The organism is Streptomyces sp. NPDC047880 (genome assembly GCF_040706515.1).
Taxonomy (GTDB): Bacteria; Actinomycetota; Actinomycetes; order Streptomycetales; family Streptomycetaceae; genus Streptomyces.
In genome coordinates this window covers 1-15,175 of record NZ_JBEZOK010000024.1, presented here as the reverse complement: position 1 = coordinate 15,175, position 15,175 = coordinate 1, and the positions used below count along the sequence as shown (strand labels likewise).

Genomic DNA, 15,175 nt, shown 5'->3' with positions numbered 1-15,175 from the left:
CTTACGTGCTTGCGGGTGTACGGGTGGTCTGGTCGAAAGCGGCCGGCGCGGCCCGGGTCCCGGGCCGGCAGTCGAAGCTCTCCCGCAGCCTGGCCATGAGGTCCGTGAGCTGGCCGACCTCCTCGTCGGTCCAGTCGCTCAGGCGCTCGGCGAGGACTTCGGTGGTCCGCCGGGACAGCTCGTCGAGCTGTGCGTGGCCCGCGGGCGTGAGGCGCAGGATGCGTGAGCGTTTGTCCGCCGGGTCGGGGGAGCGTTCGATCCAGCCCCGGTCCACGACGTGCGCGACGTGCCGGCTGGTGACCGACATGTCCACCGCCAGCAGTTCGGCGAGCTTGCTCATGCGCATGTCGCCGTGGCGTCCCAGCAGCGTCAGAACGGCTGCCGACCCGCCGGGGCACTCGGCGGGCATGATCCGGCCGAGCTCCCGCTTCACGGCACCGAAGGCGCTGAACTGGCGGACCAGCTCTTCGTACTGCGCCTTTTCGGCCATGACACCTCCCGCTTTCGTTGCTTAGGGCAACCATAGGAGCGGTTGGTTGCTGCAGGCAAATAAAAGAGGGGGGTTCAGGTATAAAAAGTTGGCAAAGGCAAGTATTGCGGGAGTAAATGTGCTGGTGGTGAGCCTGGCGGTAGGGGTCACTCGGGCCCAAACGGAACCCCAACCCCCACTTGGGGAGCTCCGCCGTTTTCGCTAGGGTCTCGGGCCATGGCTAACAACCAGGCCCCGCAGGGCAATCACGACCCCGCCGGCAGCACCCAGATGTTCCGCGCGTTCGTCGACGAGGCCCCGCAGGGCCGTCAGGCGGCGGCATCCACCAACAGCGGCCCGCGCATCGGCGTGATCCTCGGCGTGGTCGTCGCCGTGGCGATCGTCGCGGCGGTGGCTTGGCTGGCGCTGGCGTAAGACGTACGGCGGGTTCTCCGGAACCCGGCGTCGTTGCTGGGGCGGAGTGGGTCCGCAACCCGGCCGTAGCGGGGCGCGGCTGAGCGGCGCGTGCCCGCAGCCGGGGCGAGCCACGACGCGCCCGCACGCGCGTACGGCGAGCAGGGGACGTGTCGGGGGTGTCCGCCCGCAGCGGTTGGCGCGTCAACGGACAGTCAGTCGGTCTGGGGGCCCATCGCGCCGTTTCGAGGACGGACACCCCCCCGACCCGGCGACAGGCGCAGGCGGACGGCGCGGTCCGACGACCGCGCCTCAGCCCTCCGTCAGGACCCTGTCAGTCCGAGATCAGACCTTCCCGCAGCTGCGCCAGCGTCCGCGTCAGCAGCCGGGAGACGTGCATCTGCGAGATGCCGACCTCCTCGCCGATCTGCGACTGCGTCATGTTCGCGAAGAACCGCAGCATGATGATCCGCCGCTCCCGCGGCGGCAGCTTCGCCAGCAGCGGCTTCAGGGACTCCCGGTACTCCACACCCTCCAGCGCGGTGTCCTCGTACCCCAGCCGGTCCGCCAGCGACCCCTCGCCACCGTCGTCCTCAGGCGCAGGCGAGTCCAGTGAGGACGCCGTGTACGCGTTCCCCACCGCCAGCCCGTCGACGACGTCCTCCTCGGACACCCCGAGCACAGCGGCCAGTTCGGTGACCGTCGGCGACCGGTCCAGCTTCTGTGACAGCTCGTCACTCGCCTTGGTCAGCGCGAGCCGCAGCTCCTGCAGCCGGCGCGGCACCCGCACCGACCACGACGTGTCCCGGAAGAACCGCTTGATCTCGCCGACCACGGTCGGCATCGCGAACGTCGGGAACTCCACGCCCCGTTCGCAGTCGAACCGGTCGATCGCCTTGATCAGCCCGATCGTGCCGACCTGGACGATGTCCTCCATCGGCTCGTTCCGCGACCGGAACCGCGCGGCGGCGTACCGCACGAGCGGCAGGTTCAGCTCGATCAGCGTGTCGCGGACGTACGCACGCTCGGGGCTGTCCTCGCCGAGCGCGGCCAGTCGCAGGAACAGGGAGCGGGACAGGGTGCGGGTGTCGATGGCGCCCGCAGCCGGAAGGACCGGAACGGGCTCGGCCGCGAGGGCCGGCACGTCATCGATGGAGCCGAGTGAGTCGAGAGCATGGGGAGCTGACTCGCTCTCCGCGAGCGTGAGCACCTTCGAGCTGCCCTGTTCTGCGGACATGCCACCCCCTTTGGGTCGCGGGACGGTCGCGGCGAACGCCCCCGCTTGAGGAACGCAGCCTTCACCTGAATACCGGAGCCGGAGCTCCGGCAAACGCGCTTCCCGCAGAATGTCACATGTCGGCAACACGCTGTAGTGACATGTCGACATCTGGGACGCGAATACGCCCTGCAAACAAGGGGTCTGACGGGTTTTCGGCTCTCAACTGTCGGCAACCGCCCTGATGGGCGATTCCCTCCCGACGGTGACATCTCGCCAGTGTTTGCGGTTATGCGTCGATGCGGTTCGCAGACCGCAACCGCTGGAAGCTACGCGCGAGTAGCCGCGACACGTGCATCTGTGAGACGCCGAGCTCCGCGGAGATCTGGGACTGCGTGAGATTGCTGTAGTACCGCAGCAGCAGGATCCGCTGCTCCCGCTCGGGCAGCTGGACGAGCAGGTGCCGTACGAGGTCGCGGTGTTCCACGCCGTCCAGCGCGGGATCCTCGTAGCCGAGCCGGTCCAGCAGCCCCGGCAGGCCGTCGCCCTCCTGTGCGGCCTCCAGGGACGTCGCGTGGTACGACCGCCCGGCCTCGATGCAGGACAGCACCTCGTCCTCGGTGATGCGCAGCCGCTCGGCGATCTCCGCGGTCGTCGGGGTCCGTCCGAAGGCGGTCGTCAGGTCCTCCGTCGCGCTGTTGACCTGCACCCACAGCTCGTGCAGCCGGCGCGGCACGTGCACCGTGCGGACGTTGTCGCGGAAGTACCGCTTGATCTCGCCGACCACGGTCGGCATCGCGAACGTCGGGAACTGCACACCGCGGTCCGGGTCGAAGCGGTCGATGGCGTTGATGAGCCCGATGGTGCCGACCTGGACGACGTCCTCCATCGGCTCGTTGCGGGAGCGGAACCGGGCGGCCGCGTAGCGCACGAGCGGGAGGTTCGCCTCGATGAGCGCCCCGCGTACGCGGTCGTGTTCCGGGGTGCCCGGCTGGAGCTCCTTGAGCTGCGCGAAGAGGACCTGGGTGAGGGCCCGGGTGTCGGCGCCACGACTGCTCCGCTGGGCCGCCGCCGGAGCGGCTTCCGGTGACGCGGCCTGAGCCGGCGCACCTTGAGGCTGAGCGGACGGTGCTTGAGCGGACGGTGCCGGCGAGGGGGGTGCCTGAGCGGACGGTGCTTGGGGGGAGGGTGCCTGAGCGGACGGTGCCTGAGGTGCGGTACTGGCCAGCACGGTCAACTCCACCTCGTCATCGTCAACTCATCCGTCAACTCTTCCATCAAAAGCGGTCATAGCATCACAAGACATGTGCACTGTGTGCAAGCACCCCATAACTACGTGTTGAGTGATGAAAGCCCCATAAATCAACTCGGGCAACAGAAGGACCCCCGGTCGAAGCGACAGGGGGCCCGGAGCGGCCGGTCTCGGAACCGGTCTCAGAACTCGTAGTCCGCGATCACCCACGTGGCGAACTCCCGCCACAGCGCGACGCCCGCCTGGTGGTCCGGGTGTTCCACGTACCGCCGCAGCGCGTCCGCGTCGTCGCAGGCGGAGTTGATGGCGAAGTCGTACGCGATGGGGCGGTCGCTGACGTTCCAGCCGAGCTCCCAGTGGCGCAGCTCCAGGATGGTGTCGCCGAGCGCGCGGAAGGCCTCGACGCCCTTCACGACGCGGGGGTCGTCACGCTCGACGCCCTCGTTGAGCTTGAAGAGCACCAGGTGGCGGATCATCACTTTCCTCCGTTGGCGACCCACGTGGCGAAGTCGCCGAGGGCCTTGGCGGCGTCCGAAATGCCCTGGAAGCCTATCTGCACGTAGTCGGCGGCCTTGGCCGGGTCCGTGATGATCACGTACAGCGCGAAGACCACGACGGCGTAGACGGCGACCTTCTTGGCGTTCACCGCCATCGCGGCCTCCCCTGTCACTGGTGTCCCATGCAGCGCACATGATCGCACGAAGGACGGATCACCCGAAGGGGCAGATCGCACGAAGGGCCCCGCCTGACGACGGGGCCCTTCCGAAGCGGTAGCGGAGGGATTTGAACCCTCGGTGACTTGCGCCACACTCGCTTTCGAGGCGAGCTCCTTCGGCCGCTCGGACACGCTACCGAGGGAGACCTTACAGCAAGGTGCCGCGTGCTTTGAAATCGGTATTCAGCGACCGCGGAAGAACGCGGTGAGCAGCCCGGCGCACTCCTCGGCGAGCACGCCCTCGATCACCTCGGGCCGGTGATTGAGCCGCCGGTCGCGGACGAGGTCCCAGAGGGAGCCGGCCGCGCCGGCCTTCTCGTCGCGGGCGCCGTAGACGAGCCGGTCGACGCGGGACTGCTGGATCGCGCCCGCGCACATCGTGCAGGGCTCCAGCGTGACCACGAGGGTGCAGCCGGTCAGCCGCCACGCCCCGAGGGCGTCGGCGGCCCGCCGCAGCGCGAGGAGCTCCGCGTGGGCCGTCGGATCGCCGCCGGCCTCGCGTTCGTTGTGCCCGGCCGCGAGCACGGTCGTGCCGTCCGGGGCCAGGACGACGGCGCCGACGGGGACGTCCCCGCCCCGGACGGCCTCGGCGGCCTCGTCCAGGGCGCGTCGCATGGCGGGCCGCCAGGGGTCCCGGACCGGATCCGGGACCCCCGCGCCCGCGTCGTCACGACCGGTCAGCGGACGGTCTCCAGGGTCTCCGAGGCGCCCAGGGACTCGGCGATCTCGGTGACGGCGTCCGTCGACATCAGCCGCAGCTCCTTCTCGCTGACGCCGAGGTCGTCGAGGATCAGGGCGTCGCCGACCGGGCCGTGCGGCACGGACTCGGCGGAGCCGGCGGCCCCGGCACCGTCCTCGGCATCGTCGTCGTCCTCGTCGGACTCACCGTCCTCCGTGCCGTCGAGGTCGAGGGCGTCGAGGTCGTCCCCGTCGTCCGGATCGCGGCCCAGCAGCTCGTCGGTGAGCAGGATCTCGCCGTAGCTGCTGCGGGCAGCGGCGGCGGCGTCCGACACGTAGATGCGAGGATCCTCCTCACCGTCCACGCGGACGACGCCGAACCAGGCGTCCTCCTGCTCGATGAGCACGAGCACCGTGTCCTCGTCGGGGGAGGCTTCACGGGCCAGGTCGGCGAGATCCGACAGGGTTTCCACATCGTCGAGCTCCGTGTCGCTCGCTTCCCACCCGTCTTCGGTGCGCGCGAGCAGTGCGGCGAAGTACACCGTGACTCTCCCACTGGTCATAGGCGTGCCGGTTGGAGGTCCCCCCGGCGGAGGTTACGGGCGGGGAGTGCTCGTCCGAGCCCCACCCACTCGGAATCGTGGCAGAAACAAGGCGTTCAGGGGACGTCTTCGGCTCCCTGTGTCCGGCAGTTCTGCCCGCACGCTCGTTGCCGCCACCTGCGGATCGTACGCGGATTTGCCCTGCTGCACGCGCGGTCACCCGCGACAACCTCCGCGCGGTTCGTGATCTTTGCCGGAGGTTCCTCACCCGTTTCCTACCAGCGGAAGGTGCGCATACGCATCGCGTGCCGCAGCCGGGCCGTCTTGGCGCGGCGCGGCTGGACGCGGTCGCGCAGCGCCCGGGCCTCAGCCAGGTCGCGCAGGAAGCGGGCGCGACGGCGGCGCCGCTCGGCTTCCGACTCGTCGGTCCCGTCCGGCCGGTCGGGCGTCGGGCCCGCCCCTGGCCAGGTGCGCGGCAACGGATCGTCTCGGAATTTCCGGTCGGGCATCAGGTTCACCACCCCCAGTCCGTCCTTCCCACCTTCCCCCGGACGGGCGGTTTGACGCCAGCGTCCGGGTGGCGGCCGTACGGCGGGCTTGCCGTGCAGGCCGGGGCACCCCGCCCGGTTACTGTGGTGGACATGCGTCTCCACGTCGTCGACCACCCTCTGGTCGCCCACAAGCTCACCACGCTGCGCGACCAGCGCACCGACTCCGCGACCTTCCGCCGTCTCGCCGACGAGCTGGTCACCCTGCTCGCCTACGAGGCCACGCGGGACGTGCGCACCGAACAGGTCGACATCCAGACGCCGGTCGCGCAGACCACGGGCGTCAAGCTCTCCCACCCGCGGCCGCTGGTGGTGCCGATCCTGCGGGCCGGGCTCGGCATGCTGGACGGCATGGTCCGGCTGCTGCCGACCGCCGAGGTGGGCTTCCTCGGCATGATCCGCAACGAGGAGACCCTGGAGGCCTCCACGTATGCGACGCGTATGCCGGAGGACCTGTCGGGTCGTCAGGTGTACGTGCTCGACCCGATGCTCGCCACCGGCGGCACGCTGGTCGCGGCGATCCGGGAGCTGATCCGGCGCGGCGCCGACGACGTGACCGCCGTGGTGCTGCTGGCCGCCCCGGAAGGCGTCGAGATCATGGAGCGGGAGCTGGCGGGCACGCCGGTGACGGTCGTGACCGCTTCGGTCGACGAGCGGCTCAACGAGCACGGCTACATCGTGCCGGGCCTCGGGGACGCGGGGGACCGGATGTACGGGGCCGCCGAGTAGGCCGGACGGGCCCTCAGCACCCCTTCTTGGGCTTGGGCGCCGGCTCGGGCCTGGCCAGTTCGGTCAGCGCCCGGTCGGCGTCCGGCTTCTTCGCCAGCTCCTTGAAGCCGTCCCCGATGACGAGGTCGACGGCGGCGCCCTTGCGGGCCGCGTCGGTACGCCGTTCGGCGCCCGGGAGCTGCGTGCCGAGCACGGGCAGCGAGGTGTCGAGCGCGGCGGCGGGGCCGAGCAGCAGGCCGGTGCCCTTGACCCGCTTGTCGTACTGCTTGGTCGCGTTGCCCACGTCGCCGATCTTGAAGCCGCGCTTCTTGAGCTCGTCGGCGGTCTTCTTCGCCAGGCCGCTGCGCGTGGTCGCGTTGAACACGTTGACGGTGATCGTGCGCGGCTGCGGGACGGGCTTGGCGCTGGGCGAGGGGCTCGCCTTGGTCGTGACGCCGCAGTCCGTCCCGTCACCGGCCGCCGAAGCCTTTCGGCCGCCGCCGGTGAAGACGTCGATGAGCTGCAGTGTGCCCCAGCCGCCCACGCCGAGCACGACGACGGACGCGACGGTCAGGACGACGAGCCTGCCGCGCCGCCGGGGCCGGCGCATCTTGGGGTACTTGTTGCCCGTGATGCGGTACTTGCCGCCCATGCCGGGGGGAGTCAGCATGCTCATGAGCGCAGCGTAGTGCGCCTGGGCGGCGATGCCTACTAGATGATCATTCGACATCGCCCGGCGGAACCCGAAAGGGCCAACCCGCTACCGCCGGGGATCGGTCGAGCGACCGCCGGGGATCAGTCGAGTTCGAGCACGCGCGCGTGCAGCACCTGACGCTGCTGGAGTGCCGCCCGCACCGCGCGGTGCAGCCCGTCCTCCAGGTACAGGTCGCCCTGCCACTTCACGACGTGCGCGAAGAGATCGCCGTAGAACGTCGAGTCCTCGGCGAGCAGTGTTTCCAGATCGAGCTGACCCTTGGTCGTCACGAGCTGATCGAGGCGGACCGGGCGCGGCGCGACGTCCGCCCACTGCCGGGTGCTTTCCCGGCCGTGGTCGGGGTACGGCCGGCCGTTTCCGATGCGCTTGAAGATCACACGGAAAGCCTACCGGTCAAGACCTTCCGGGCGCAGCCATGGCGGCGAGGTGCGGCGCTGAAAGTAACCCCACAAGGCGGTATGAACCCGGAACAGGGGCGTGAACATGCCGGACCGCGAGGCCATGCCGTCGGCCGCCGCCCCGGAGGTGTCCGGGCGCGCCGCCGCCCTTCCCCGGGAGGCCCTGCGGAGCGCGTCGGGTTACGCCTTCCAGGGCCGGCCCCGCATCTGGGCGCCCTGCTGCGGGACGGGCAGTGCCTGCCGGACGCGCAGATCCGGGTGCCGCTGGCGATGCTCAACCGCAACGGACTGGTCGCCGGCGCGGGTGGGTGACGGGTCCGTCGGCGGGAGCGGGCCGGGTGGGTGACGGGTCCGTCGGCGGGAGCGGGTCGGGTGGCTGATGCGTCCGTCGGCGGGAAGAGGACGGGTGGGTGACGGGTCGGTCTGCGGGAGCGGGTCGGGTGGGTGACGGGTTCGTCGGCGGGAGCGGGTCGGGTGGGTGACGGGTTCGTCGGCGGGAGCGGGCCGGGTGGGTGACGGGTCCGTCGGCGGGAAGAGGACGGGTGGGTGACGGGTCGGTCTGCGGGAGCGGGTCGGGTGGGTGACGGGTCGGTCGGCGGGGAACGGGCCAGGCGGCTGACGCGTCCGTCGGCGGTGTGCGGCGGGCCTCGGGGGTCTCGTTCGGGTGGGCCCTACTTGCCGGCTGCCTTCGCCGCCTTCGCCGCCGCCTTCATCTCCTGCTTGTGCGCCCGCACCTTGACCAGCGACTCCGGGCCCGTGATGTCGGCGACCGAGCGGAACGAGTCCGGCTCGCCGTAGGAGCCCGCGGCCTCTCGCCAGCCCGTTGGCCGTACGCCGAGCTGCTTGCCCAGCAGGGCCAGGAAGATCTGGGCCTTCTGCTTGCCGAAGCCGGGCAGTTCGGCGAGGCGCTTCAGCAGCTCCTTGCCGGTGCCGACATCCTTCCAGACGGCTTCGGCGTCACCGTCGTAGTGCTCGACGAGGTACTGGCACAGCTGCTGGATCCGCTTGGCCATGGAGCCCGGGTAGCGGTGCACCGCCGGCTTCTCGGACAGCAGCGCGGCGAAGGCCTCCGGCTCGTGCGCGGCGATCTCGTGCGCGTCCAGGTCGTCCGCGCCGAGCCGCCGGGCGATCGTCGCCGGGCCCTTGAACGCCCACTCCATGGGCACCTGCTGGTCCAGCAGCATGCCGACCAGCGCGGCGAGCGGACTGCGGCCGAGCAGCGCGTCGGCCTCGGGATCCTGGGCGAGGTGAAGGGTGACGTCCATGCCCCGATCATCCCCCGGGGCGGGCCCGGCCGCTGCTCAGGTCGCCCGCCAGTACCCGAGTGCGTGCACCCGCTGCTTGGGCAGCCCCAGCTCCTTGCGGACGTACGCCGCGAGGGTCCGGGTCGTCGCGGTGTCGCAGGCGATCCAGACGTAGGGGTCGGCCGTGTCCTGGAGCAGGCCGGGCAGGTCCGACTTCACGCGGTCGACCAGGTGGGCGCCGGAGTCCCGGCGCGGTACCGCGCGCAGTTCGTGCCGGTCCGGGTCGGTGCGGAAGGGCAGCGCGTCGTCGCCGCCCTCGAACCAGACGGTGGCCGGTGCGGAGCCCAGGGCGTCCAGGAGGGAGTTGATGGCCGGGAGCGAGGCCGGGTCGCCGACGGCGAAGACGTGCGAGGGGGCGGGGCTCGGGTGCTCGAAGCCGGTGCCCTGGACGGTCGCCTCGATGGTGTCGCCCGGCTTGGCCGCCCTGGCCCAGTCGCTGGCGCAGCCCTCGTGCAGGGCGAACTCCAGGCCGAAGGTGCCCGCCTCGGCGTCGGGGTCGACCAGGGTGTACGCCCGCTGGTGCGGCTTGCCCGCGTTGTCGAACCACAGCCGTACCCACATGGTGGGGTGCACGCCGGTCGCGGCCAGCAGACCGCCGTCGGTGAAGCGCAGCCGCCGGTAGTGCGGGGTGACGTCCTCGACGTCCGTCACCGTGAACTCGAAGTCCTTGCCGCGCAGCAGTTTGAGGACCGCGCCCTCCCAACCCCGCCCCTGCCCCATCGCGTTTCAGCCTTTCGCGTACGATTCCGGCCACAGCTTTGACTTAGGCAAGGCTAACCTAAAGGATAATGGGGATACAGCGTGACCGTCGAGATCTACCGTGACGCCTGGGGCATCCCGCACCTGCGTGCGGGCAGCGCGGCCGAACTCGCCCGGGCACAGGGCCTCGTGACCGCCCGCGACCGGGCCTGGCAGCTGGAGGTCGAGCGCCACCGGGCGCAGGGCACCTCGGCGTCCTTCCTCGGCGGGAGCGCCCTGGCCTGGGACCGGTTCGCGCGACGGGCCCGGCTCGACGACACCGCGAGACGCTGTTTCGCGGACCTGGAGAGACGGGACCCCGGGACGGCGCGCTGGGTGCGGGCGTACGTCGACGGGGTCAACGAGGGGCTCGCGGACGCCACCGCCCCGGAGTTCGCCCGCACCGGTCTCGCCCCCGGCCGCTGGGAGCCCTGGACGCCGCTGGGCGTCTGGCTCGCCACCCACATCCTGTTCGCCGGGTTCCCGGCCAAGCTCTGGCGCGAGCAGGTCGCCGCGCACCTGGACGCGGACGCCATCGGCCTCTTCGCCACCGACGGCCCCGGCACCTCCGGCAGCAACGGCTGGCTGGTCGGCGGCGAGCGGACGGCCACCGGGCGGGCCGTCATCGCCGGCGACCCCCACCGCTGGATCGAGGACCCCGGCGTCTACCAGCAGATCCACCTGTCCTGCCCCGAGTTCGACGTCGTGGGTCTGGCCGTCCCCGGCGTCCCCGGCATCGCCCACTTCGGGCACACCGGCACGGTCGCCTGGGCCATCACCAACGCCATGGCCGACTACCAGGACCTCTACCGGGAGCGGCTGCGACGCACCGGCGCCGGCGTGGAGGCCCTCGACCCGGACGGCGTCTGGCGGCGGGCGTCGCGGCACACCGAGACGATCGAGGTGGCGGGCGAGGAGCCGGTCGAGGTCGAGGTGATCGAGACGGACCGGGGCCCACTGATCATCGGTGGCCCCGAAGGCATCGACGGCGATCCGGCGGACCCGGCGCACGAGGACGATCCGGCGGACCAGGCGCACGAGGACGATCCGGCGGACCTGGCGCACGAGGACGATCCGTTGGCGCCGGCGGCGCCCGGAGACCCGGCAGGCCCGCAGGATCCGAACGGTGACCCGGCCGGTGCGGATGCCCGGGCGGACTCGCCGCGCCCGGGCGGCGCGGACCACCCGGCCGGCCCTTCCGGCGTGCCCGTGGCGGTCAGTCTGCGCTACCCGCCCCGGGTCACCGGCGACCTCGGCTTCAGTGCCCTGCTGCCGCTGCTGCGGGCCCGTCGCGTCGGCGATGTGGACCGGGCCTTCGATCGCTGGGCCGAGCCGGTCAACGTCGTGCAGGCCGCCGACACCGAGGGCGGTGTCCTGCACCGCGTGGCCGGGCGGGTGCCGCTGCGCGCCGAGGCCAACCGGCTGCGCCTGGTGCCCGCGTGGGAGCCCGGGCACGAGTGGTGCGGCTGGCACGTGTCACCGCGTGCCGGACTCACCGACGGTGTCGCCGTCATGGCCAACCAGCGCGGCCCGGCCGAACCCCTCGGCGTCGAGTTCGCCCCGCCGCACCGCGCCGACCGCATCACCGCGCTGCTCGCGGGCCAGGAGCGCTGGTCCGCCGCCGACATGCCCGCCCTGCACACCGACACCCACCTGGCCTCCGCGTCCCCGCTCCTGGACCACCTCGACGCCCTCGACGGTCTCACCCCCGAGGCCGCCGCCCTCCGGGACCGGCTCCTGCGCTGGGACCGCCGCATGGACGCCGGCAGCGCCGACGCGGCCCTCTACGCCGCCGTGCGCGGAGCGGTCGTACGGCGGCTCGCGGCGCACCCGGCGTTCGCCGCGCTCACCACCCCGCCGGCGTACCCGGAGGTGTTCCAGCCCTGGCTCGCCCTCGTCCCGCGGGTCGGCTTCGCCCTCGAACACCTGCTGCGGGCCGAGGACCTGTACGGCATCGACCGCCCGGCCGCCGTCCGCGCGGCGATCGAGGAGGTCGCCCCGCGGCCGCCAGCCGGGGTCTGGGGCGACACCCACCGCCTCGCCCCCTGGCGGGCTCTGGAGCCGGAGCAGCCCTACGACGAACCGGGGCTGTCCGGCGACCACGACTGCGTGCTGTGCACCTCGGGCGTGCCGGGCCTCACCGACCGCGCCGCCCGGGGCCCGGCCGCCCGGTACGTCTGGGACCTGGCCCGGCGCGAGGACAGCCGCTGGGTGGTCCCGCTCGGCGCCTCGGGCGTCCCCGGCTCGCCCCACCACCGCGACCAGCTCCCGCTGTGGCTCGCGGGAGACCTCGTCCCGGTCGTCACCGACTGGGCCCAGCTGACGAAGGAAACCGATGTCTGACCCGTACGCCTCCCGCCCCTGTGTCCACGAGGAGGTGACCGACGGCTTCGGCACCGTCCGCGTCCTGCCGCTGGACCCCGGCGCCGACGCCGCCGTGATCCACCGCTGGGTGCGCGAGGACCGGGCCGCCTTCTGGGGCATGACCGACCTGACCGAACGACAGGTCGCGGACGTCTACGCCCACATGGCCACGCTCGAGACGCACCACGCCTACCTCGTCGTCAGGGAGGGCGAGCCGGTCGCGCTCCTGCAGACCTACGAGCCGGAGGCCGACCGCGTGAGCGAGTGCTACCAGGTCCGCCCCGGCGACATCGGCGTCCACCTGCTCCTCGCCCCCGCGGGCCCGGACGGCGGACGACGCGGCTGGACCGCCCGGCTGGTGACGGCCATCGCCGGGTACGTCCTGCCGGGTCTGGACCGCCGACGGATCGTGGTCGACCCGGACCTGCGCAACGAGAAGGCGATCTCCCGTTTCCTCAGGCTCGGCTTCACTCCCGGCCCGGTGGTGGTCCTGCCCGAGATCGACCTGCCGGACGTGTACCTGCCGGAGAAGAAGGCCCGGCTCGCCTTCCTGGACCGGGAGATACTGTTCCCCGGGTGACCCCCGAGGACCTCATCGCCCACTACGGCCTGGAACCGATCCCGCGCGAGGGCGGCCTGTTCCGCCAGACCTGGGCCGGCGCCGAACGACCCGACGGCAGGCCGGAGGGCACGGCGATCGTCGCGCTCCTGACGGCGGACGACTTCTCCGCCCTCCACCGCCTGCCGACGGACGAGATCTGGCACTTCTACCGGGGCGATCCCCTGGAGCTGTTGCTGCTCGCCCCGGACGGTACCGCGAGGACGGTGGTGCTCGGGCCGGACGTCCTGCACGGACAGCACGTCCAGTTCACGGTCCCCGCGGGCACGTGGATGGGCGGGAGGGTGCACGGGGCCGGACAGTGGGCCCTGTTCGGCTGCACGATGGCGCCCGGCTTCACCTTCGACGGCTACGAACACGGCGACGCCGCGGAGCTGACGGCTCGCTACCCCGCGGTGGCCGACAAGATCGCAGGACTGTCCAGGTCCGCCCCCTGAGCCCGTTGAGCACTACACCGATCCCGTCCGTACATAACCCGGAGCCGTCCAGCCCGACCCCGGAGAACCACGTGGACCAACGGCGGAACGAGGATCGCAATGTCGGACGCCCCCGGCGATTCCAGGCCCTGGTGCTGCTCGGCACCGTGCTGGTACTGCTCCTCGCCGGAGCAGCCCCCGCCTCCGCCCACGCCGCCCCGCGCGGAACCGACCCCGACGACGGATCCCTCGTCCGGAAGGCCCCCCGTCACGTCACCCTGACCTTCACCGAGTCCGTGGGCCTGCTCGACGACTCCTTCCGGGTCTTCGGCCCCGACCAGCGCCGCGTCCACACCGGCGAGGCCACGCACGCGGACGGCCGCTCCGACACCGCCCGGATCGGCCTGCCCCGCAAGCTCGCCCAGGGCACCTACACGGTGGCCTGGCGGGTGGTCTCCGCCGACAGCCACCCGGTCTCCGGCGCCTTCTCCTTCTCCGTGGGGAAGCGTTCGGCGACGACCACCCAGATCGACACGGGCCCGACCGAGGACCCGCTGACCGGCGGCCTCAACGACGCCGCCCGCTACCTCGCCTACCTCGCCGGCGCGCTGCTCGTCGGCCTGGCCGCGTTCGCCCTGCTCTGCCGGCCCGCGGACACCTCCGCCCTGCGCCGGCCGCTGGTGGCGGCCTGGTGGACGCTGCTGGGCTCGACGGTCGTCCTGCTCCTGCTGCGCGCCCCGTACGAGGCGGGCACCGGCCCGGCCGCCGCGTTCGACGCCGACGCCCTCGGCCGTACTGTCACCGGCCGCCCGGGCCAGGCCCTGCTCGCCCGGCTGGCCGTCCTCCTGCTGACCGCGGCCTTCCTGATGTGGCTGTCCAGGCGCCGTGACGCCGAGCAGCGGCCGCTCGCCCTGGCCACGGGCACCGCCCTGGCCGCCGCCCTGGCCCTGACCTGGGCGGCGGCCGAGCACGCCTCCGCCGGGATCCAGGTGCCGCTGGCGATGACGTCGTCCGTGCTGCACCTGCTGGCGACGGGCGTCTGGCTCGGCGGCCTGGTGGCGCTGCTGCTGACCCTGCGCCGCTCCTCCGGCGGCGACCTGGCGGCCGACATGGCCGAGGTCGTCCCCCGCTTCTCCCGGATCGCCTTCGCCGCGGTGACCGTCCTGGCCGTCACGGGCGTCTACCAGTCCTGGCGCGGCCTAGGCTCCCTGTCCGCGCTGTCCGGCACGTCGTACGGCCGTCTGCTGCTCGCCAAGCTGGCCGGGGTGGCCGTGCTGCTGCTGGCGGCCCGGTACTCACGGCGCTGGACGGCGCGGATCGCGGCCCCGGCGGCCGTCACCCGGGCGGCCGCCGTCCAGGAGCGGGTCCCGCAGCCGGTCGGGGCACCGGCGCAGGGCCAGGGCCCTGGGGAGCCCGGGACGCCGGACAAGGGGGCTGAGGGGTCTCCCGTGCCCGGAGCCGGTCCGGACGCCCAGCGCCTGCTGCGCAGGTCCGTCCTGGTGGAGGCCGCCGTCGCGGCGGTGGTGCTGATGATCACCACGGTGCTCACGGGGACCCTCCCGGCCCGTGCCCAGGCCGAGGCGGCCCGGCAGGCCCCGGCGGGCGCGCTGCCGCCCACCACCCTGGTCACCGTGCCCTACGACACGGGCACGGCATCCGTGAGCGGACGCGGCACGGTCCAGGTCACCCTGGATCCGGCCCGCGTCGGCGAGAACGGCGTCCAGGCCGTGGTCGCCGGCTCCGACAAGGGCCTGATCGTCGTCCCCGAGGTCCGCATCACCTTCGCCCTGCCCTCCCGGAAGGTCGGCCCGATCGACGCCGAACTCGTCGACCGGGGCGGCTACTGGAGCACCAACTCCGTCAACCTGCCGCTCGCCGGGAACTGGACGATGAAGACGACCGTGCGGGTGTCGGACGTGGACCAGGTGTCGGTGGAGCGCCGGGTGCGGATCGCACCCTAGTAGTGCTTGGTCAGGTCGGTTGCGGTGGTGCGTGTCCTCCGGGCCTGGTGTGGCGTTGAGGGTGTGTGACTCCGGACGAGATTGGCTTGGTGCGTGGTGAGTTGGAGGCGTTCGCGGC

Annotated in this window: 18 protein-coding genes, 1 tRNA gene and 1 pseudogene; 7 read left to right on the top strand and 13 right to left on the bottom strand. The window is 72.3% G+C overall.

Annotated elements, in window-relative coordinates:
* Nucleotide 1 precedes the first annotated feature (1 nt).
* Nucleotides 2–490, bottom strand: a complete 489-nt coding sequence (locus tag AB0937_RS29360) for a MarR family transcriptional regulator (RefSeq protein ID WP_366715735.1) — start codon at nucleotides 488–490, stop codon at nucleotides 2–4.
* 216 nt (nucleotides 491–706) lie between these two features.
* Between AB0937_RS29360 and AB0937_RS29355 the strand changes: the two genes are divergently transcribed.
* Nucleotides 707–904 carry a hypothetical protein gene (locus AB0937_RS29355; protein WP_366715733.1) on the top strand — a complete coding sequence of 66 codons (198 nt, stop codon included), beginning with the start codon at nucleotides 707–709 and terminating at the stop codon, nucleotides 902–904.
* Nucleotides 905–1,217: 313 nt separating this feature from the next.
* On the opposite strand, the gene AB0937_RS29350 is transcribed toward AB0937_RS29355, so the two are convergent.
* From AB0937_RS29350 to AB0937_RS29315, 8 genes are all read right to left on the bottom strand, one after another.
* Nucleotides 1,218–2,120: an RNA polymerase sigma factor SigF gene (locus tag AB0937_RS29350; protein ID WP_366715730.1), complete on the bottom strand. Its 903-nt coding sequence runs from the start codon at nucleotides 2,118–2,120 to the stop codon at nucleotides 1,218–1,220.
* Between the two features lie 268 nt (nucleotides 2,121–2,388).
* Complete coding sequence (locus tag AB0937_RS29345; RefSeq protein ID WP_366715939.1) at nucleotides 2,389–3,336, bottom strand: SigB/SigF/SigG family RNA polymerase sigma factor; 948 nt, start codon at nucleotides 3,334–3,336, stop codon at nucleotides 2,389–2,391.
* 197 nt (nucleotides 3,337–3,533) lie between these two features.
* Nucleotides 3,534–3,827 carry a Dabb family protein gene (locus tag AB0937_RS29340; protein ID WP_366715728.1) on the bottom strand — a complete coding sequence of 98 codons (294 nt, stop codon included), beginning with the start codon at nucleotides 3,825–3,827 and terminating at the stop codon, nucleotides 3,534–3,536.
* Entirely contained in the window at nucleotides 3,827–4,003 is a 177-nt protein-coding gene (locus AB0937_RS29335) for a hypothetical protein (RefSeq protein ID WP_366715726.1), read from the bottom strand. Before AB0937_RS29335 ends, AB0937_RS29340 begins: the two co-directional genes overlap by 1 nt.
* A 116-nt stretch (nucleotides 4,004–4,119) precedes the next feature.
* Nucleotides 4,120–4,204: transfer RNA gene (locus AB0937_RS29330), tRNA-Ser, on the bottom strand.
* Between the two features lie 45 nt (nucleotides 4,205–4,249).
* A complete protein-coding gene (gene tadA, locus AB0937_RS29325) occupies nucleotides 4,250–4,681 on the bottom strand; it encodes a tRNA adenosine(34) deaminase TadA (RefSeq protein WP_366715725.1) in 432 nt (143 codons plus the stop codon).
* A 62-nt stretch (nucleotides 4,682–4,743) separates the two neighbouring features.
* Nucleotides 4,744–5,286 carry a hypothetical protein gene (locus tag AB0937_RS29320; RefSeq protein ID WP_366715937.1) on the bottom strand — a complete coding sequence of 181 codons (543 nt, stop codon included), beginning with the start codon at nucleotides 5,284–5,286 and terminating at the stop codon, nucleotides 4,744–4,746.
* 275 nt (nucleotides 5,287–5,561) lie between these two features.
* A complete protein-coding gene (locus tag AB0937_RS29315; protein WP_366715723.1) occupies nucleotides 5,562–5,795 on the bottom strand; it encodes a hypothetical protein in 234 nt (77 codons plus the stop codon).
* A gap of 132 nt (nucleotides 5,796–5,927) precedes the next feature.
* On the opposite strand from AB0937_RS29315, the gene upp reads away from it, so the two are divergent.
* Nucleotides 5,928–6,563, top strand: a complete 636-nt coding sequence (upp, locus tag AB0937_RS29310; protein ID WP_234848532.1) for a uracil phosphoribosyltransferase — start codon at nucleotides 5,928–5,930, stop codon at nucleotides 6,561–6,563.
* A gap of 13 nt (nucleotides 6,564–6,576) precedes the next feature.
* Here upp and AB0937_RS29305 read toward each other — a convergent pair whose 3' ends face one another.
* Complete coding sequence (locus AB0937_RS29305) at nucleotides 6,577–7,194, bottom strand: LytR C-terminal domain-containing protein (protein WP_366715935.1); 618 nt, start codon at nucleotides 7,192–7,194, stop codon at nucleotides 6,577–6,579.
* Nucleotides 7,195–7,337: 143 nt separating this feature from the next.
* Nucleotides 7,338–7,634, bottom strand: a complete 297-nt coding sequence (locus tag AB0937_RS29300) for a type II toxin-antitoxin system VapB family antitoxin (protein WP_003999914.1) — start codon at nucleotides 7,632–7,634, stop codon at nucleotides 7,338–7,340.
* 106 nt (nucleotides 7,635–7,740) lie between these two features.
* Between AB0937_RS29300 and AB0937_RS29295 the strand changes: the two are divergent.
* Nucleotides 7,741–7,964 (top strand): annotated as a pseudogene (locus tag AB0937_RS29295) (ATP-binding protein); the annotation flags it as partial.
* Between the two features lie 362 nt (nucleotides 7,965–8,326).
* Here AB0937_RS29295 and AB0937_RS29290 read toward each other — a convergent pair.
* Together AB0937_RS29290 and AB0937_RS29285 are read right to left on the bottom strand one after the other, a co-directional pair.
* Nucleotides 8,327–8,920 carry an HhH-GPD-type base excision DNA repair protein gene (locus AB0937_RS29290; protein WP_366715720.1) on the bottom strand — a complete coding sequence of 198 codons (594 nt, stop codon included), beginning with the start codon at nucleotides 8,918–8,920 and terminating at the stop codon, nucleotides 8,327–8,329.
* A gap of 36 nt (nucleotides 8,921–8,956) precedes the next feature.
* Nucleotides 8,957–9,679, bottom strand: a complete 723-nt coding sequence (locus tag AB0937_RS29285; protein WP_366715718.1) for a siderophore-interacting protein — start codon at nucleotides 9,677–9,679, stop codon at nucleotides 8,957–8,959.
* 81 nt (nucleotides 9,680–9,760) lie between these two features.
* Here AB0937_RS29285 and AB0937_RS29280 point away from each other — a divergent pair, with 81 nt between their 5' ends.
* From AB0937_RS29280 to AB0937_RS29265, 4 genes are all read left to right on the top strand, one after another.
* A complete protein-coding gene (locus AB0937_RS29280; RefSeq protein ID WP_366715717.1) occupies nucleotides 9,761–12,040 on the top strand; it encodes a penicillin acylase family protein in 2,280 nt (759 codons plus the stop codon).
* Complete coding sequence (locus tag AB0937_RS29275; RefSeq protein WP_366715715.1) at nucleotides 12,033–12,641, top strand: GNAT family N-acetyltransferase; 609 nt, start codon at nucleotides 12,033–12,035, stop codon at nucleotides 12,639–12,641. Before AB0937_RS29280 ends, AB0937_RS29275 begins: the two co-directional genes overlap by 8 nt.
* Entirely contained in the window at nucleotides 12,638–13,117 is a 480-nt protein-coding gene (locus AB0937_RS29270; RefSeq protein WP_366715713.1) for a cupin domain-containing protein, read from the top strand. The genes AB0937_RS29275 and AB0937_RS29270 overlap by 4 nt, the downstream gene beginning before the upstream one ends.
* A gap of 131 nt (nucleotides 13,118–13,248) precedes the next feature.
* Nucleotides 13,249–15,057 (top strand): copper resistance protein CopC, encoded by a 1,809-nt coding sequence (locus AB0937_RS29265; protein WP_366715933.1) that lies wholly within the window; start codon nucleotides 13,249–13,251, stop codon nucleotides 15,055–15,057.
* Nucleotides 15,058–15,175 lie beyond the last annotated feature (118 nt).